This is a genomic window from Terasakiella sp. (assembly GCF_048267425.1).
Lineage (GTDB): Bacteria > Pseudomonadota > Alphaproteobacteria > Rhodospirillales > Terasakiellaceae > Terasakiella.
Genome location: NZ_JBLWXN010000007.1, coordinates 124,896 through 143,076, shown reverse-complemented (window position 1 = coordinate 143,076; position 18,181 = coordinate 124,896). Strand labels below are relative to the sequence as shown.

Annotated in this window: 23 protein-coding genes; 18 read left to right on the top strand and 5 right to left on the bottom strand. The window is 48.5% G+C overall.

Annotated elements, in window-relative coordinates; genetic code table 11:
- Positions 1–79 precede the first annotated feature (79 nt).
- Positions 80–745: a histidine phosphotransferase family protein gene (locus tag ACN0VA_RS12340; protein ID WP_417821449.1), complete on the bottom strand. Its 666-nt coding sequence runs from the start codon at positions 743–745 to the stop codon at positions 80–82.
- Positions 746–815: 70 nt separating this feature from the next.
- Here ACN0VA_RS12340 and ACN0VA_RS12335 point away from each other — a divergent pair, with 70 nt between their 5' ends.
- Positions 816–2,003, top strand: coding sequence for a DUF2478 domain-containing protein (locus ACN0VA_RS12335; protein WP_417821448.1), 1,188 nt, complete (start codon positions 816–818; stop codon positions 2,001–2,003).
- 10 nt (positions 2,004–2,013) lie between these two features.
- On the opposite strand, the gene ACN0VA_RS12330 is transcribed toward ACN0VA_RS12335, so the two are convergent.
- Positions 2,014–2,943: a response regulator gene (locus tag ACN0VA_RS12330; protein WP_417821447.1), complete on the bottom strand. Its 930-nt coding sequence runs from the start codon at positions 2,941–2,943 to the stop codon at positions 2,014–2,016.
- Between the two features lie 154 nt (positions 2,944–3,097).
- Here ACN0VA_RS12330 and ACN0VA_RS12325 point away from each other — a divergent pair, with 154 nt between their 5' ends.
- Genes ACN0VA_RS12325 through ACN0VA_RS12315 form a run of 3 tightly spaced genes read left to right on the top strand, consistent with a single transcriptional unit; the run spans position 3,098 to position 5,048 of the window.
- Positions 3,098–3,994, top strand: coding sequence for a hydrogen peroxide-inducible genes activator (locus ACN0VA_RS12325; RefSeq protein WP_417821446.1), 897 nt, complete (start codon positions 3,098–3,100; stop codon positions 3,992–3,994).
- A 3-nt stretch (positions 3,995–3,997) separates the two neighbouring features.
- Positions 3,998–4,339 carry a CidA/LrgA family protein gene (locus ACN0VA_RS12320; protein WP_417821445.1) on the top strand — a complete coding sequence of 114 codons (342 nt, stop codon included), beginning with the start codon at positions 3,998–4,000 and terminating at the stop codon, positions 4,337–4,339.
- Entirely contained in the window at positions 4,332–5,048 is a 717-nt protein-coding gene (locus tag ACN0VA_RS12315) for an LrgB family protein (RefSeq protein ID WP_417821444.1), read from the top strand. The genes ACN0VA_RS12320 and ACN0VA_RS12315 overlap by 8 nt, the downstream gene beginning before the upstream one ends.
- Here ACN0VA_RS12315 and ACN0VA_RS12310 read toward each other — a convergent pair.
- Entirely contained in the window at positions 5,041–6,438 is a 1,398-nt protein-coding gene (locus ACN0VA_RS12310) for a PLP-dependent aminotransferase family protein (RefSeq protein ID WP_417821443.1), read from the bottom strand. The genes ACN0VA_RS12315 and ACN0VA_RS12310 overlap by 8 nt on opposite strands.
- 115 nt (positions 6,439–6,553) lie before the next feature.
- On the opposite strand from ACN0VA_RS12310, the gene ACN0VA_RS12305 reads away from it, so the two are divergent.
- The 9 genes from ACN0VA_RS12305 to ACN0VA_RS12265 all read left to right on the top strand — a co-directional run bounded on the left by ACN0VA_RS12305 (position 6,554) and on the right by ACN0VA_RS12265 (position 14,488).
- Entirely contained in the window at positions 6,554–6,805 is a 252-nt protein-coding gene (locus tag ACN0VA_RS12305) for a DUF1127 domain-containing protein (RefSeq protein ID WP_417821442.1), read from the top strand.
- A 2-nt stretch (positions 6,806–6,807) separates the two neighbouring features.
- A complete protein-coding gene (locus ACN0VA_RS12300; RefSeq protein WP_417821441.1) occupies positions 6,808–7,692 on the top strand; it encodes an EamA family transporter in 885 nt (294 codons plus the stop codon).
- Complete coding sequence (locus ACN0VA_RS12295; protein ID WP_417821440.1) at positions 7,686–8,231, top strand: LysE family translocator; 546 nt, start codon at positions 7,686–7,688, stop codon at positions 8,229–8,231. Before ACN0VA_RS12300 ends, ACN0VA_RS12295 begins: the two co-directional genes overlap by 7 nt.
- A 19-nt stretch (positions 8,232–8,250) precedes the next feature.
- Positions 8,251–8,958, top strand: a complete 708-nt coding sequence (locus ACN0VA_RS12290) for an alanyl-tRNA editing protein (protein ID WP_417821439.1) — start codon at positions 8,251–8,253, stop codon at positions 8,956–8,958.
- A gap of 21 nt (positions 8,959–8,979) precedes the next feature.
- Positions 8,980–9,771, top strand: a complete 792-nt coding sequence (locus ACN0VA_RS12285; RefSeq protein ID WP_417821438.1) for a PhzF family phenazine biosynthesis protein — start codon at positions 8,980–8,982, stop codon at positions 9,769–9,771.
- A 12-nt stretch (positions 9,772–9,783) separates the two neighbouring features.
- Positions 9,784–10,245, top strand: a complete 462-nt coding sequence (locus ACN0VA_RS12280; RefSeq protein ID WP_417821437.1) for a GNAT family N-acetyltransferase — start codon at positions 9,784–9,786, stop codon at positions 10,243–10,245.
- 74 nt (positions 10,246–10,319) lie between these two features.
- Positions 10,320–12,215: an SLC13 family permease gene (locus ACN0VA_RS12275; RefSeq protein ID WP_417821436.1), complete on the top strand. Its 1,896-nt coding sequence runs from the start codon at positions 10,320–10,322 to the stop codon at positions 12,213–12,215.
- 209 nt (positions 12,216–12,424) lie between these two features.
- Positions 12,425–13,864, top strand: a complete 1,440-nt coding sequence (locus ACN0VA_RS12270; RefSeq protein WP_417821435.1) for a glyceraldehyde-3-phosphate dehydrogenase — start codon at positions 12,425–12,427, stop codon at positions 13,862–13,864.
- Positions 13,865–14,029: 165 nt separating this feature from the next.
- Complete coding sequence (locus ACN0VA_RS12265; RefSeq protein ID WP_417821434.1) at positions 14,030–14,488, top strand: MaoC family dehydratase; 459 nt, start codon at positions 14,030–14,032, stop codon at positions 14,486–14,488.
- A 20-nt stretch (positions 14,489–14,508) separates the two neighbouring features.
- Here ACN0VA_RS12265 and ACN0VA_RS12260 read toward each other — a convergent pair whose 3' ends face one another.
- On the bottom strand, positions 14,509–14,748 hold the full coding sequence (locus ACN0VA_RS12260) for a DUF2061 domain-containing protein (RefSeq protein WP_188661618.1): 240 nt from the start codon (positions 14,746–14,748) through the stop codon (positions 14,509–14,511).
- Between the two features lie 215 nt (positions 14,749–14,963).
- On the opposite strand from ACN0VA_RS12260, the gene ACN0VA_RS12255 reads away from it, so the two are divergent.
- From ACN0VA_RS12255 to ACN0VA_RS12240, 4 genes are read left to right on the top strand one after another with little or no spacing between them, the layout of a single operon-like run.
- Positions 14,964–15,494, top strand: a complete 531-nt coding sequence (locus ACN0VA_RS12255; RefSeq protein WP_417821433.1) for an EF-hand domain-containing protein — start codon at positions 14,964–14,966, stop codon at positions 15,492–15,494.
- Positions 15,495–15,540: 46 nt separating this feature from the next.
- Complete coding sequence (locus ACN0VA_RS12250) at positions 15,541–16,128, top strand: sigma-70 family RNA polymerase sigma factor (RefSeq protein WP_417821432.1); 588 nt, start codon at positions 15,541–15,543, stop codon at positions 16,126–16,128.
- Positions 16,112–16,390: a hypothetical protein gene (locus ACN0VA_RS12245; RefSeq protein WP_417821431.1), complete on the top strand. Its 279-nt coding sequence runs from the start codon at positions 16,112–16,114 to the stop codon at positions 16,388–16,390. Before ACN0VA_RS12250 ends, ACN0VA_RS12245 begins: the two co-directional genes overlap by 17 nt.
- An 11-nt stretch (positions 16,391–16,401) precedes the next feature.
- Entirely contained in the window at positions 16,402–16,839 is a 438-nt protein-coding gene (locus ACN0VA_RS12240) for a periplasmic heavy metal sensor (RefSeq protein ID WP_417821430.1), read from the top strand.
- Here the strand turns inward: ACN0VA_RS12240 and ACN0VA_RS12235 are convergent.
- Positions 16,826–17,257, bottom strand: a complete 432-nt coding sequence (locus tag ACN0VA_RS12235; protein ID WP_417821429.1) for a helix-turn-helix domain-containing protein — start codon at positions 17,255–17,257, stop codon at positions 16,826–16,828. The genes ACN0VA_RS12240 and ACN0VA_RS12235 overlap by 14 nt on opposite strands.
- A 78-nt stretch (positions 17,258–17,335) precedes the next feature.
- Here ACN0VA_RS12235 and tmpT point away from each other — a divergent pair, with 78 nt between their 5' ends.
- Positions 17,336–18,013, top strand: a complete 678-nt coding sequence (gene tmpT, locus ACN0VA_RS12230) for a thiopurine S-methyltransferase (RefSeq protein ID WP_417821428.1) — start codon at positions 17,336–17,338, stop codon at positions 18,011–18,013.
- The last annotated feature ends 168 nt before the right edge of the window (positions 18,014–18,181 follow it).

The window sequence follows — 18,181 nt, the reverse complement described above, 5'->3', positions numbered from 1 at the left end:
TCCTCATTCGAAATATTTATTTTATTTTAGTTTAGCAATGAAACTATTTTATTGCTGCAGTGCATATATCTGCAAAACCCTACAGGTCTAATGGAATAATTGCGGCAATCTGCACACAATCAGGCTGCGGACTAAAGAGTTCGAAATCCAACCCAAGGTCATCTGCCAGCCGCGCTAAAAAGAAGGCCTGAACCGTTCGCGCACTTAAAGAATCGCAATTTGCATTCGCCTCTATTGCGCTTTGAATATCGTCCCGGACATGGGCTTTTTGCCCTTCCGCCACCAAAGCAATTCCCAATCCTTCGGGTAAAACAGCTTGGCTCAAGGTCAAAACGCCGCCACGCGGTAAGCAATCCACGCCCAACATGATCAGATTCAAAATAACTTTCACCACATCTTTTGGGACGGTCACCTCGCTATCCTGCCACGGCAATTCCGTATTTTTCGGCCAATCCAGGCGAATGTGTTTTTCCAGAAAGCCCGTCGCGAGCTTTCGCCCTTGTTCCATCGATGCCAAACCGCTTCCCCCGCCCGACAATCCGAACGCCAAGCGGAAAAATTCAAGCCGATTAGAGGCCTGTCTTGCACTTTGTCCAATCATTTCAACCGCCTCGTGTAAAACCGGGCTATTTTCCTCTTCGATCAGTTCCATTCCATGATTGACAGCGCCGACCGGACCCACAAGATCATGGCACAAACGTGAACATAACAACTCCGCCACTCTCATTTCGACTTGCACACCCATAGAAATTTGATCCTTCTTTTGTTAGATTGGACTCTCGGTTCACCTCTAGAAGAAAAGCGAACAGGCTTTCATGTCAACACAAACCGCAAAACCGATTCGCCTTGGCGGTGTACTTTATGCCGCCGACACCCCAAAACGCAATGCCTTGCTTGATTTTGCCACCGATTTACAAAAACGCGGCTGGCACGTCTGCGGTTTAACTCAGGAATTAGCCTACGACAGCCACGGTGAAAAAATCGGTTTGGATGCCATCGACATCAAGACCGGCGAACGATTTGCCCTTGCCCGCCCCAGCAAAGAAGATCGCGCGGCTGGAAGCTGTGGATTTGACGTGTCTCGCCTGTGTGACACTTCCAGAGTTTTAAACAATGCCATAGAAGAACAAGCCGATCTTTTAATCGTAGAAAAATTCGGGGAACGCGAACAAGACGGAAATGGATTAGCCGAAGAAATCGTCGCTGCTGCCCTCGCCGGCGTTCCTACACTGGTCGCTGTACCCGCCAGTGCGCTTGAAACATGGAATAACTTTACAGGACGTCTGGGAACCTTACTTCCGCACGACATGGATCAGCTTTGGGACTGGTGGCCCAAATCAAACCTTTATAAAGACCTATGCCTTGATGTCCCGGACATCGCCGTGCACAGCCTGACCATCGGCCCAAAAACCATTTTGATCGAAACAGCGTTTGGATGTGGCGCAGCGCCCAATCCAAACGCAATGGAAACAACGGATATTCCTGCCACGGTTTCTTTACGCGAACTGGCCTTGAAAATTCATCAAGATGCAGACCCGCTGGATCACGCCTTGGGCTGTGCCGCTTTGTTGGCGCATACCAACAGATACGATCAAAAAGGACCCGATAAAAGCGGGCTTGATCACTTTAAAGACAGTACCGACAGTGTTTTGGTGGTCGGAGATTTCCCGCGCCATCGCGACTATGCGGCGCAGGTTAATTTTACTTCCACAGAAAACGCCCTGCCTCATCTCGGCACACACGCTTATGATGGCCTGATCCTGCCGGCTCATACTTTTATGGATCATAGCCTGCCGTTATTCCTGAATGCCAAAGGAAATGCCCAGACCCTGCTGGTCGGCCCGATGACCCCTTTAAGTCCCCGCCTGTTCAATTATGGGATCGATATGTTATGCGCCCGCATCATTGAAAACCCGGCCAAAACCAAGGCTATGATCAAAGACGGTGCCAGCGTGAACGAGCTCAAAAAAGTCAGCCGTTACATCACATTGGAAAAGGAATAGATCGTCAAATTCAGACGTTAATTTTTGCTAAAATTGCCTGCGAGATTTGACGTGCCGTTGCCTTATCTGCATTTTTATCAAACCCCAATTGGATGGCTTTATTCAACGGATCAAGTAAACGCACATCCTTCGGGGTTGGCACACTGCCGCTATTGCGAATACTGTTCACAACTCCCAACAACGTCTGGCATAAATCCGAAACATGGTCATATTCCGTACCTCCCAAACGACGGTTGGCATCTTCAGACGCATAGCGCAGACGGTCCAGACACAAACGGGATGTGGCATCGATTTGACCTTCCATCAAACGTGGGGCAAGAATTGTCACCAATTCGTTGACGTCTTCGGCATGCGCTTCCAAGGCTTTGTTATTCACTTGTGAGATGGCGGCGTCCACCATCGCCTGCACCTCATCCACACTGCCTTCATTCAAGGCACGGGCTTTTAATGTATTGGGCGCATTGAAACGTTCGGCATTGGCTTCTTTTTGTGATTTTGCCTGCCGTGTCGGCCCGACATAATCCCCTGTTACAATAAAAGGTTTGCGTTCATGGATCAAGCGCCCAACACGTCGCAATAATGTATCGACGGAAAATGGCTTGGACAACAAATCATCCGCCCCGGCCTGAATAACCTTCTTCACAATCTCCGGTGTCGGATTGGATGTCAGTGCAGAAACAACAAGAAAAGGGTTATTGCCGATTTTGTGATGGCGCAGGTCACTGACGAATTCACTAAAATCCCCATCGGGCAATTCTGTTTCAGCAATCAGGAGCTCAGGCATTTCAATATCAAAACTTTGTTTGACAAAGGCCAAGGAATGCCCTGTCAAAATTTTGCGAAACCCTGCTTGGATCAATGTTTTTTTTGCAATTGTACGCGCGCGCGGATCAGGGTCCGCCACAACGACCGTCACTTCATTAAATCGTTCTTGACCCATGTCACCCTCTATCTCCGACAGTTTCTCTATTTTTGTTATGGAGAAATTTATGCCACCTTTTACCTGAAAAGAACATAAAAAAGCGCACATTGCAGAGAAGATACACCAACTACAAGTTTGCCAATCAATTCATTATATTTTATAGATATTTCCTATGAATGCGATTTACACACTGAAGCACCTTAAATATTTTATCACCTTGGCCGAATTAAAACATTTCGGCCATGCGGCACAGGCTTGCTTTGTCACGCAACCAACCTTAAGCGCCGCCATCAAAGAACTGGAAGACATTCTCGGCCTTCAACTGTTTGAACGCACCAGACGCAGCGTCCTGCTGACACCGCAGGCCCACGACATTCTGGAGCGCGCAAAAGAGATCGCCCTGCAAGCCGATGCCTTGATGGAATTGGCCCATGCCAAAGGCAAGCCCTTGCAAGGGGAATTGCGTGTCGGGGTTATCCCCACGATTGCCCCTTACCTATTGCCCAATTTGATGACAAAGGTTCGCAGCGCCTATCCTGATTTGATGCTGTATTTAAAAGAAGATCAAACCGAACGTTTGCTCAATGCCCTGCATGACGGACAGCTGGACTTGCTGATTCTCGCGCTGCCATACGAACATGACGGCATTGACAGTCAGGTTTTTATGCAGGACCCTTTTTATTGCGCGCTTGCACCGGACCATCATCTCGCCAAGAAAAAGACCATTCACAATCAAGACCTGTTCGAAGAAAACCTGCTCTTGTTGGAAGAAGGGCATTGTCTGCGCGATCATGCCCTTGCCGCGTGTTCCTGGCCCAAAAACAAAAATGCCAATGAATTTGCCGCCACCAGCCTATCGACAATCGTTCAAATGGTCGCAAACGGTTTGGGACTGACCCTGTTGCCCGAAATGGCCGTACGGGCAGGCATTACACAAGGCACCGGACTAAAAACCATCGCGTTAGATCAAGATTCCCCGCCACGCGATATCGGGCTGGTTTGGCGCAAAACATCAGGGCGCCGTGATGAATTTCGAATGCTCGCAGATTTTTTAAAAGAGGCTCTCTAACCTATGCTCCCGTTCTTTTTTCTCATCTGCCTGCTGCAATTGGTGGGCGAGGCCATTGTCTATGTTACCGACTTGCCCATTCCCGGTCCTGTGGTCGGCATGGCCCTTCTTTTGGCAGGATTACTAATCAACAAAGGTTTACCGCAAGGGCTGGATCACGCCGCAAGCGGCCTTTTGAAATATCTTGCCTTATTGTTCGTTCCGGCAGGGGTCGGTGTGACCTTGCATTTCAACCTCATTGCGCGTGAATGGTTGCCGATCACCGCATCCTTGATTATCGCCACCTTACTGACAATCGCATTTTGTGGCCTGATGATGAGTTTTATGGATCGACGCAATGGATAGGTTATACACACTTTGGGATCATTTGGCGCAAACCCCTTTGCTGGGCATTTGCCTGACGCTCGCATGTTTCGTTCTGGGGGACTGGATCAATAAAAAATGCAAGCAATCCCCGCTTGCCAACCCTGTTTTGATTTCCATCGTCTTGGTCTCAGCCGTTCTGATGATCACCAAAACCGATTATCAGGCCTATTTCAACGGGGCCAAATACATCCATTTCCTGCTTGGCCCTGCCACAGTGGCGCTTGCTGTCCCGCTTTATAAAAACATCCATCATGTCAAAGCGGCACTTTTGCCCATAATTGTGACGGTCATCGCGGGTTGCCTCTTTGCCATTTTCAGCGGTGTCGGTATCGCTGCTTTATTGGGCGGATCGCGCGAGACACTTTTGTCACTCGCCCCAAAATCCGTAACAGCGCCCGTTGCAATGGGATTATCCGAAATCATCGGCGGCACCCCGTCCCTGACCGCTGTTCTGGTTATTCTGTGCGGGATTATCGGCGCTGTCTTTGGCGGGATGGTTCTGAATCTGGTCGGCGTTAAAAATAAAAAAGCACGCGGGCTGGCCATCGGTATCGCTTCGCACGGGATTGGAACAGCCCGTAAATTAAGCGTCCATGAAACCACCGGTGCTTTTGCTGGTCTTGGCATGGGGTTAAACGCCTTGGCTACAGCGGTTTTACTACCTCTTTTATACCTGTTCTTTACATAACATTATGAAAGGCGTGAATTTCCTCGCTTAACAATTGAGCAAGACTCGACATACCCTCTTCCACCATTTCACGGGTCGGTGGTGACCCATAACAAATGCGAACCGCATTCAACGGTGTGCCTTTGCCGATATAAAAAACATGGGCGGGCATGATCGAAACATCACGTTCGCGCGCACGCAGACAAAACATTTCGGCCGTCCACGGTTTGGGCAATTCAAGCCATGTGTGGTAAGTATTGGGCGCGCGGTGCAAGGTGCCGCGCGTAATATGTTCCAGCATAATGTCCTGACGAACGGCGGCTTCCTTACGGTGCCAATCCATAAAATATTCCGCTGTGCCATCTTCGATCCAGCGTGACATCAATTCCACATTCAAAGGCGCCACCATCCAATTGCTCAGGCGCACACAGGCCGCGACCATTGGTACTTTTTTCTTCGGTGCTAAAACATAGCCGACGCGCAACCCCGGGCTGACGCTTTTGGAGGCCCCGTTCAAATAGAACGTCTGTTCAGGCAATAAACTGGCAAATGGCGGAAACTTGCCCGGTTCTTCATGCAAAAATCCGTAGATATCATCTTCTACAATCCATAACCCGTGACGTTGCGCAATCCCGACAATATCACGACGGCGTTGCAGGTTCATCGTCGCACTGGTCGGATTTTGATAGTTAGGCATACAATAAAGAACCCGTGCGCCCGTGTTTATCACGGCCTCTTCCAAGCGTTCCGGTATCAGGCCATATTCATCCATAGGCAAGCCTTGCATCTTCACCCCCAATTGGGTGGAAAGCGTCTTGATACCGGGATAGGAATATTCCTCACATAACAACGTGTCTCCCGCTTTAACCAGCGACATCAAGGCCAAGGTCATAGCATGTTGCACCCCACAGGAAACAATAATGCGATCCGGGTCATAAGGTGCCCCATGCATTTGCGCCCATTTGGCCATTGAAACCCGGTGATGTTCCATCCCCTGTTCCGCTTGATAACGCATCAAAGCCCCCAGTCCAGGGTCTTGCGCCAACACCATCAAGGCGCGTCGCAGAATCTCAACGCCTTCGCCTTCGGTATGAATATTCATACTGAAATCAATAAGGTTCGGGTCCAGATTATCCGGAATATGAAAGGGCATATCAGGTTCATCAATACTCGGTTTCACATAAGTCCCACGCCCGACTTCACCGACCACATAATCCCGACGTACCGCTTCGGCATAGGCACGACTGACAGTCCCCACCGTGACACCAAGGTCATATGCCAAATCCCGATGGGTGGGCAAACGCTCTTCCGTTTTCAAGTTACCTTCGCGAATAGCCTCCCCGATTGCATCGGCAATCGCAAGGTAACGCGGGCCTTTACGGTGATCAATTTGCGGTTTCCATTGGGTCATTTTAGAATTCCTAAAAAAATTGTCACGGTGACAATGTAATGTTTGACAGCTCATTGTATCGATTTTACGTTAAATGTCATCAAGTATTTTTAAAACACAAGCGGAGTTTAGACCGATGAGACAGGATTGTATCGATACATTCGAAACAAAAACTGCCCCGCTGCCAAGCTGGGGCGATTGGGCAAAGGCAGGTCTGCGCATGGTACGTGCGGACATTCTCCAGCTTGTGACAACCGTGATGAGTTGGCACGAACGCTGGCATCATCGCCAAAAATTAAAACACATAACAGATACGACATTGATAGATGTCGGCTTAACCCGTGCACAAATTCAGGCCGAAGCTGACAAACCCTTTTGGAAAGCCTAACCATGAGACCATTACATATATTTTTGGCCATATGCGTCATGGCGGCATGGGGGGTCAATTTCGTCATTATTAAAGTCGGTCTGGACAGTTTCCCGCCCATTTTGCTTTCCGCATTGCGGTTTGCATTGGCGGGCCTTCCCATCGTTTTTATCTGGAAAACACCTCCAGCGCCTCTTAAATGGATTGTCGCGATTGCACTTAGCCTCGCCATTTTTAAGTTCAACTTATTATTTATAGGCATGAATTTGGGGGCCGGTGCGGGGCTATCCTCGTTGGTGTTGCAAACCCAAGCTTTCTTCACGGTTATTTTCGCCTTCTTCTTGCTGGACGAAAAACCGGGCATTCGTCAACTTCTCGGCATGGGATTTGCGTTTGGTGGCTTGGGATTAATCGTCAGCGAACGTATGCAGGAATACGGGGCCATTGGTGGATTGCTATTTGTCATTACGGCTGCAATCTGTTGGGCACTTGCCAACCTTGCCATGAAACAGGCAGCCAGTAAAAACCCGCTTCATTTAATGATCTGGGTGAGCGCACTCAGCGCCCCCTTCCTGTTCGCTATCTCTTATTGGCTGGAAGGTGGCGATGTCATGGGGCAAGCCTTAAGTCATATTAATGCGATGGGGGCGTTCAGTGTGTTTTATCTCGCTTTTGTCGCCACACTGGCGGGCTTCGGGGTCTGGGCCTTCTTGTTGCGGACCTATCCAGCCGCCTATGTAGCCCCCTTTTCCCTGCTTGTGCCGATTTTCGGTATGAGTTCCGCCGCCCTGTTACTGGGCGAAGAGATTTCCACTCTGACCATTCTTGCCGCAATGCTTATTTTAACCGGATTGGCACTGAATACCTTAAAGCTGGATTTTCTAAAAAGAAGTAAAACGCCATGTTGAATTTCGCCCTTTTTGCCCTCATCACATCCATTACGCCCGGACCGAATAATTCCATGTTAATGGCCTCGGGCTTGCGTTTCGGTATACGCCGGACCCTGCCGCACCTTCTCGGCATCAATCTGGGTTTTGGGTTTATGTTTCTGTGTGTCGGCAGCATTTTACCCCTGCTGCCCAAAGGAACCATTGAGGTTTTGGAATATGTCGCAATGGCATTGCTCATTTATATCGCCATTAAGATCGCCACGGCTTCAACCGACTTCCGTGATGAAAAAGCGGATGATCGCCCGTGGGGCTTTTTTCAAGCCGCTGCCTTTCAATGGATCAATCCCAAGGGGTTGATGATGGCCTTTGCCGGAGCCACCTCGTTCGGGTTGGACAATGTGACCGGTGCTGCTGTTTTTACAATCGCCAACATGGTTTGTGGTACATGGATTTTCGCAGGCAGTTATATGCGCGGCTTTCTCATTGATAATCCGCTCAGAACCCGCATACTTTATGTATCACTGGCACTGATTATGGTGCTGTCGATCGTCTTATAACAAAGAGGGGAAGAAAATAATGACCAAAGAATTGTTCCGCGATGATTCCTATCTAAAAGAATGCACCGCAACTGTCAGCGCCGTGCAGGACAATGCCATCATTCTGGATCAAACCGTCTTTTATCCCACAGGCGGCGGTCAACCCGGTGATAGCGGGACGTTCACCCTCAGCGATGGGCGCACCATTACCATTGCCAATACGGTTAAAGATCGTGACACTGGGGCGCACTTGCACTTGGTTGAAGAAGGCACACCATTACCAGACGTCGGCGAAACCCTCACCGCGCAGATTGACTGGGACCGTCGTTACACCTTGATGCGCATGCATACCGCCCTGCACATTATGTGTTCTAAAGTGGACGGTGCGGTAACCGGTGGCTCCATCGGGTTGGAAAAAAGCAGGCTGGATTTTGACTTGCCGGAAGTTCCAGACAAAGACGAACTTGCCAATGCCATCAATGCCGAAATCACCGCGAATAAACCCGTTGAAGTTTCCGCCATTTCAGATAGCGAACTGGAGGCAAACCCGGATCTGATCCGTACCATGTCGGTCAAACCGCCTATGGGGCAAGGACAGGTGCGCACCATTCGCATTGCTGAGGTGGATTATCAGCCCTGTGGTGGCACACATGTTAAATCCACAGGTGAAATTGGCCCCATTCGCATCGGAAAGATCGAAAAAAAAGGCAAATTAAACCGTCGTATCAATATTCATTTCGCCGAATAATTCTAACAGGAGACCTATCCCGTGAATCTCCCAATTTACCAAGTTGACGCGTTTAGCGATGAATTATTCGGTGGAAATCCGGCAGCCATTGTTCCCTTGGAAAAATGGCTGCCGGACGACCTTATGCAAAAGATTGCCGCTGAAAATAATCTGGCAGAAACCGCCTTCTTCGTTCCCACACAAAAAGGCTTTCATCTGCGTTGGTTCACCCCAACCGTCGAAATCCCCCTGTGCGGGCATGCCACCTTGGCCAGCGCCTTTCTCCTCTATAATAAACTGGGTTATAGCGCTGACGCCGTCACGTTTGAAACCATGGGCGGTGATTTAATCGTTCGACGCAAAGACGACGGTTTCATCATGGATTTCCCCACACGCAAAGCCCATCCTGTCGCCACCCCGGACGGGTTGGAAAAGATCATTGATGCCAAAGTGAACGCTGTCCTGACCTGTGAACAGAGCATTTTCTCCCTTGTGCTCACCAACAGCGAAGAAGACGTAATCAAAGCAAAACCGGATTTCAACACACTGATGAAAATCGCGCCGGGCAACTTTATCCTAACAGCCCCTTCTGAAAAATATGATTTTGTCTCGCGCGTTTTTGTTCCCGAACACGGTATCCCCGAAGACCCGGTCACAGGGTCCGCCCATTGTGTGTCTGCCCCTTATTGGGCAGAAAAACTGGGAAAAACAGAACTTTCCGCCCGTCAGGTTTCTGAACGCGGTGGTGATATCCTGTGCAGTTTGCGTGGTGATCGTGTCGACTTGTTCGGCAAAGCTGTTCTCTATCTGGAAGGCCATATCAACATTTCATAGAAGGTCTAAAAAATGTCTCTGACTTTTATCCGCGCCCAAAGCGATAAGGAACTGGATCAGTTTTTTGATCTGGTCGAACAATACCGCATTGAACTGAATGAAAACGTTTGTTTTCCAGCTTATGAAAAAGAACGCACCACATATGGCGCGGATAAAACTTTTATCTTTTTGGCGAAAAAAGATGAACATATGTGCGGATGCATCGCTTATCGTCCCAAGACAAATAATGTCTATGAAATGAAACGTCTTTATATCCTGCCTTCTTATCGAAAGCAGAAAATTGCAGACCAGCTTTTGAGATATACCTTGGACATCCTGCGCGAAAACCATGTTGAAAAAGTTGAACTTGAAACACTCAAACGACTTGGACCTGCACTGTCTTTTTATCAAAAACACGGCTTTCAAATTGATAAAGAAGCCCATCATACAGAACATGACGACATCGTCCCGATGGGATTAACTTTAGGAAAATAGCGAAAAATACTTGTGTAGAGCCCCGCCATAGGCGATATCTGATATTCACAAAGAATAAGAAAACAAGGGGCACTATGCAGCAACTCGTCATGGACATCTTCGGGCCGAACTTCCAGATGTGGTTAACCTACATCATTATTCTCGCAGCCCTGGTCGCCTATGCGGTTGAAGACATCCCTGTTGAATTGACCTCTCTGGTGACGTTAGGCGTCATCATGGTTATTTTCCATGTGTTCCCGGTCTTGGATGACCAAGGCAACAACCTTTTGTCCCCCAATAATCTCTTGCTGGGGTTTGCCAATACCGGCCTGATTACCGTGCTTGCCCTTCTGGTTGTCGGCCAAGGCATGGTCCGCACCGGGGTTTTGGAACGCGGTGCCCAATTCCTGCTGCAACTCGGCGGGAAAAATACATGGCTTACCATCTTATTGACGTTGATTGTCGGCATGTTGATTTCATCCATGCTGAACAATATCCCCGTTGTTGTCATCTTCATTCCCATTATGCAAGCCCTGGCCGCACGCATTAACAAATCCGCATCCAAGGTCATGATGCCACTGAGCGCCGCTGCCGTTTTAGGCGGCATGATCACCTTGATCGGCTCGGGTACAAACCTGCTGGTGAATTCCGCCCTGATCCAGCTGGGTGAAGTGCCGTTTAAATTTTTCGATTTTACCATCCCCGGTCTGGTTCTGGCCGGAACGGGGCTGATTTATGTCGTCTTTGTTATGCCTCGCCTGCTGCCGGATCGAAGTGGTGAAGAAAACGAAAACCGACACAGTGGCAAACACTTTATTGCACAATTGACCGTCGCACCGGGCGCCAAACTGGTTGGCAAACGGTCTATGGGTGGTTTTTTCAAAGAACTGCCCGATATGACGGTACGTATGATCCAGCATCAGGGGTTAACCATTCTGCCGCCCTTTGAAGATCATAAAATCCAACCCGGCGACATTCTCGTGGTTGCTGCTACACGTAAAGTCATTACCGAAGTTCTCACCCAAAACAATGGGCTTTTGGAACCTCACCATCCCGAATTGGTCGAAAAATCCTTTGCCTCAATGGAAGGTGATGAAACGGTTAATGACAGCGAAGACGACGTTATCCGCAACCGGGACCGCATGCTGGTCGAAGTTATGTTGCCGCCAACTTCGCAACTCTCCGGGCAAACATTACAAAACACCACGTTTGCACAGCGTTCCGCTTGCAAGGTCATCGGTATTCAACGACGTTCACGTATGATCCGGGCGCGTATGGACGACATCCGCCTGCAATCAGGCGACGTCTTGCTGGTTCAGGGCCACCCCCGGGACATTCACAATCTGCGTTCAAACCGCGACGTGATTTTACTGGAATGGTCAAAAGAAGAACTTCCCGCTGTTCATCACGCCCGCCGCGCCTTAAGTATCTTCCTCGGTGTTGTCGTGCTGGCCGGTACAGGGATCCTCCCCACCGTGACCTGTGCCCTGATGGGGGCAACGGCAATGGTGGCAATTGGTGCGCTAAATGTGCGCCAAGCCGTGCGTGCTGTTGATTCAAAAATTGTGACAATGGTAGGAGCTGCTCTTGCCTTGGGTGCGGCCATGCAAGCAACGGGGGCCGCCAGTTCTTTGGCCCATGGCGTTGTCGATATGCTGGACGGGGCAGGCCCACGTACCGTTTTATCGGTCTTGTTCTTGCTGATTGCGATATTGACCAACGTGCTCTCGACACAAACCTGTGCCGTCCTGTTTACGCCAATCGCCGTTTCAATGGCGAACAAACTGGGGGTGGATCCGCGCGCCTTTGCCGTCGCGGTCGTCTTTGCTGCCAACTGTGCCTTTGCGACCCCGATTGGCTATCAAACCAATTTGCTGGTCATGGCACCGGGGCGTTACAGTTTCAAAGATTTTATTGTCGCAGGAACCCCGCTGGTCTTTATTATCTGGATTGTTTTCAGCCTGTTTATTCCCCTTTTCTACGGTTTCTAGAAAAATCCCGTTCAACCTCTGCACGGCCCATGCAGTTTAGGGTTTCTTTTTTGTGTCAGTTTTGCTATCTACCCCACAGAATTTGGAGCCATCTGGAAACGCAAGATCGGCACTGGCAACACTGACAGCGTCTGTTCGGCAGCTTTTTCCGTGATGGTTATTTCTGCATGTAAATTACATGTGCTTTATATGACAAAGGGAAATTGAGCATGACGAATTCGAGTGCCTCGCACTTCGCGAAGTGGAAAGAACAGCAAAGCTCTGCTGAACAAATGATTCCGCTGGTTGGCCAACTCTATCGCGACAATGGCGTGACAATCAGAATCTTCGGTCGCCGTCTTCTGAACAACTCCGCCATCGATATCATCAAAGCTCACCGTTATGCTTTGCAAATGGTTGGTGGAGAGCTTGATATTCCCAAAAGTCTGGAACTGGTTCAAGCCATGTCTACCATGGATTTGGCACCGGCACGCGTTGACCTTGGTCGTTTGTGCTATGATTTCATGCAAAAAGGCGGCGACGCTGAAACCTTCCTGAAAGATCAACTGGGCTGCATCAACACCGGTAAAGGCACAATTCTGGATGAACCGCAAGATGTCGTTCTGTACGGTTTTGGTCGGATCGGTCGTCTGCTTGCCCGTATGTTGATTGAACGTGTCGGTGACGGCAATAAAATGTGCCTGCGTGCCATCGTTGTGCGTGGCGGTAAAGAAGGTGATTTGAAAAAACGCGCCAGCTTGCTGCGTCGCGACTCCGTCCACGGTGCCTTTAACGGTTCCATCAAGGTAGACGAGGAAGAAAGCGCCATCATCGCAAACGGCGTTTATATCAAAGTTATTTATGCCAATTCTCCGGCAGAAGTTGATTACACCAAGTACGGCATCAAAAACGCACTGGTCGTTGACAACACCGGCATGTGGCGCGATGAAGAAGGTCTTGGCCAACACCTGAAATGTCCAGGTGCCTCCAAGGTCCTTTTGACAGCACCAGGTAAAGGCAACATCAAAAACATCGTTTACGGTGTAAACCACGGTGACATCGAAGCAACCGACACCATCTTGAGTGCGGCATCCTGTACAACAAATGCCATCACACCGGTCTTGAAAGCCATCAACGACGAATTTGGTATCGAAAACGGTCACGTGGAAACCATCCACTCTTACACCAACGACCAGAACTTGATCGACAACTACCACAAAGGTGATCGTCGTGGTCGTTCTGCACCGTTGAACATGGTTCTGACCAGCACAGGCGCTGCCAGTGCCGTTGGTAAATGTCTGCCGGAAATGAAAGGTAAACTGACGGGGAACGCCGTTCGCGTACCGACACCGAACGTTTCTATGGCAATTATGAACCTGAACCTTGGCAAAGAAACCACCAAGGAAGAAATGAACGACTACCTGCGTAATATTTCGCTAAACTCCGAAATGCAGGACCAGATCGATTACACCACCTCTTCTGAATTGGTCTCTACAGACATGGTGGGTTCGACACACGCTGGTGTGGTTGACTCCTTGGCAACCATCGTGGACGGCAACCGTCTCGTACTGTACGTCTGGTACGATAACGAGTCCGGTTACAGCGCACAGGTTATCCGCATGATGCAGGACGTTGTCGGCCTGAAAATGCAAACGGTTCCGGCGGAATAATTCTCCCCGGTCCGCGGACACAATCTATGTTAAAAACGGTCCTTTCCTGATTACAGGAAGGGGCCGTTTTTATGCCTATACAATTTTTCACAATTGTTCGCTGCCCTTTGCCTCTTGTCTTGCTTATCATAATCATTCCGATAATCAAGCAAACGCGAGGCTGCCATGAACGATATTCCCGTCCATATTCAGGAACAATTCGGTTATTGTTTTGAAGATATCGAAGTTGGCATGTCCGCTAGTTTCGGTAAAACTGTCACCGAAGCTGACATTAATATGTTTGCCGGCGTGTCAGGCGACACCTGCCCCATTCATCTGAATGAAGATTTTGCCAAACATACCCGTTTTAAGACCCGCATTGCACATGGTTTTATATCCGCAAGTTTGATTTCCACCCTTGTTGGCTGTCGCCTACCCGGTCCGGGGGCCCTTTATGTCAATCAAGAGATTAAGTTTAGAAAACCTGTGTTTATCGGGGATGCTGTCAACGCCCGTGTGGTCGTTCGTAAATTAATCCCGGAAAAGAACTTTGTCGAACTGGACACAACCTGCGAAGTCGATGGCGAGATCGTTGTTGAAGGCTTTGCAACAACATGGGTCCCCAGTCGTGATCTCAAAGTGTGAATGATTTAACGGGGCCTCAATCACGAAAACCGACTGGCCCAAAATCGATCCAGAACAAAATACCACAAGCCATTGATCAACGGTTCCACAACCGCATCGGTAATTGCTGCCGAGAAGCTGGCTCCGGTAAAATACCAAACACAGGTTGCTGCGATAAAAAAGTGACCGATCGTATAAATCACCGCCCGTAATAACGATCCGGCATTATTATTGACCCACTGCTGAAATTGCCTGACAGAATAAGCCTGAACGGATTGCATCCTACACCTCGTTTTCAAATCACTTATTTGCAATTAATAATCATTATTAATTTATAGGATTTATTCTTTCATTCAAGTTTTTTTTACTGCGCCCAAAAAAATCATTTTTTTGCGTAAGTTTTTTACTTTGTCATCCGTGTAACTATCTGTGCATCCCATTCGGTATGCATCTTGTTCAGAATGAACATGTTCCTTTGCCCTTAGAGGAGAGTAAAATGGACTCTATTAGTTCCTATGGCTCCAGCAGTGCGCTTGACTATGCCCGTCAGCGTCGTGAAGAAATGTTTGCCAAAATTGATAGCGATGGTGATGGACAATTCACACTGGAAGAATTCGAGGCCGCAAAACCCGCAGATGCTCCGACTGGCGGCCCGTCTTCTGCCGAACTTTTTTCCCAAATGGATAGCGACGGCGATGGTTCCGTCTCAGAAGAAGAATTTGCAAACGCTGCACCACCTCCCCCACCCCCGCCCGGAGGTATGATGGGAGGTGGCATGATGTCTGCTTTATTGGAAGCATTGCAAGAAAGCAGTACGACCACAAACGATGAAGACGATACCACCACTGTGTCATCAACGGATGATACCGATGAAAGCGAAAGCACATCAACCGAAGAAGACATTCTTGAACTCATCCAGAAGGAATTGGAACAATATCGCAATTCCGCTTATTCTGACGCCAGTAGCGCCTATGCAAATGCAGCTAATTTGGCAACTTTGCAGCAACAGACCCTTGCATCTTTATAAGATGCACTTGTGAGACACGTTTGTACCAAAGGATGGAAGTAAGGCTTTGAGGGCAGCTTTTGGAAAACAAAAGACGGATGCCGAGCTTCTTGATCGCATGGCCATAGGTGATCAAGAAGCCTTCCATTCTTTGATACAACGCCACCTCCCTTACGTCTTGAAAACCGCAGAACGTATGATCATGGACAGCCACGGTGCCGAAGATATCGCGCAGGAAGTCATGATTAAATTGTGGCATAAAGCAGCCACGTGGAACCAAAAAGGCAGCGCACAACTTAAGACATGGCTCTATCGCGTAACTGTTAATCTGTGTATCGATAAATTTCGACAAACCAAACATATACCGATTGAACAAATCGATATTTTGCCCTCATGCCAAAAAGATGCTTTATCGCATATCCACGAAAAACAATTGCAGGAAATCATCCAAAATTTGTTTTTTGAACTAACAAACCAACAGCGTGTCGTCATTGTCCTTTCATATTACGAAGGATTGAACGCTCCGCAAATCTCAGAAATATTGGATCTCACCCCCGGTGCGGTAACTGCCTTGCTTCATCGCGCACGACATGCTTTAAAAGCAAGGCTGACTGATTTGGGTATAGAAGGCTGGGCCGATGACAAAAACAACTGATCAACAACTCAAACGCTGGCTTGATGCCTTTAAGGTCGATACATCCGCCCCGCGCCTGTCGCGTCTGGAAGATCGTATCCTCTTGTCTATCCCCTGCAAGGCCTCTCCAATATTCCGGGCACTCTCCTTCAAAGATGGGTTGTTTGTTGGCCTCGGTGTACTTGGGCTTGCAACCTGCGTCTTATGGGCCGGCCATCTTTTACAAAATACAGAAACCGCCTCCTACGTTTTGGCTGGCTCCTATTTATATGGAGGCTTCTAGGAATGGTTGGCATGTTGAGAAACCATTGGCGCAATCTTTTGGCATGGGGATCCTTGTTCCTCAATGTCATTTTAATTGGCTATATTATTCTTAGCCCCACACAATTTCACAGGCCGCCCCCCGGCCCCCCTTCACCCGAACATATGTTTAAACGCATTGGTGAAGACCTGCATGGCCAAGATAAAATCATCTTCGAACAATTACTGACTAAGCATGCCCCAAACATGCGCGTCGGTGCCAAAGATATGGATCAGACTATGAGTCAACTGGCCGAGGTGATTAAACGAGATACACTGGATCTGGAGAGTATCAAAAAAATCCACAACACGATGCGCCAATCCCGTGAGAAAACCGATACGGCGATTGAAGCCTTCGTTTACGAAATGCTGCCTGCCTTGTCAGTTGATGGACGGAAGTCCTTACGGCTTTTACCGCCTAAACGCCCTTAATTTTACGTTTGACTTTGTTTTTCTTCAACGCTCCATCCAGCAAGCGTTGAAATGATGGACATTCCAAATGGCTGGGGGCAGAACAATCTGCCGCATGTCGTAACCCCTCACTTACGGCTTTAAGCTGGCGGATTTTCAGGTCCAGTTCTTCAGCCTTGTTTATAAGACGATCACGATCAATCTGCACACCATCCTGAAAGGTGAAAATTTCATCCATTTCATCCAATGAAAAGCCCGCATTTTTACCCAGCGAGATTAAGGCCAGACGTAATAGGACATTGGCTTCAAACAAACGACGCATCCCCCGGCGACCGCACGATTGAATCAAGCCTTTTTCTTCATAAAAGCGCAAAGTGGAAACGGCCAAACCCGATTGTTTGGACACGTCACCAATATCTAAAATGATAGGTGATGTCATTTTTATCTTGACCTCAAGTTAACTTGAGCTTGTAGCTTACAGTAACTTGTAGAAATAAACAACGTCAGGAGTAAATATATGGAACATCATTTTTGGCAGGATAAATGGGACAACAACAAACTTGGCTTCCATGAAGGTCAACCCAACGAACTGCTGACCAATTACTTTCACACACTTCACCTTTCCCCAAACCAAAGCGTCTTTTTGCCCTTATGCGGCAAAACCCGCGATATTGCATGGTTGTTGGGGCATGGCTATCGTGTGGTCGGAGCCGAATTAATCGAAAGCGCCATCATCCAGTTATTCGAAGAATTGGAAATCACACCAACACGCACGATCCAAGACGATCTGATCCATTACAACGCGCCGAATATTGATATTTTTGTCGGTGATATTTTTCACCTGAAAGCCGAACAAATCGCCCCGATTGATGCGGTTTATGACCGTGCCGCACTGGTCGCCCTTCCCGAAAGCATGCGCCGTCAATATAGTAAGCACTTGATGGCATTAACCCAATGCGCCCCGCAATTACTGATTACCTACGAATATAATCAAGACCTTGTGCAAGGCCCGCCGTTTTCCATTCATCCCGAGGAAGTTCATCTTCATTACGATGCTTTCTATACCTTCGAACTTCTGGATCGCATAGATGTTGATGGGGGCGTTCATGGCAAACACAACGCACAAGAAAGCATCTGGCGATTGGAAAAAAAACTGAATAAAATTTTACTGGACCTTGATGCAAAAGAGGCGTAGGACATCCCCATGATCGATCGTATATTCCATAGTACTACATATTATGCGCTGCCACATATGGCGGTGTTTTCGTTCGATTCCTAAAAATTGATCAACATGCTGCCGACGTTCGGTAGCATGTCCTCTTTGCAAACATTCTTTTTCCGAACATCGGCCGTTTAATCGGAG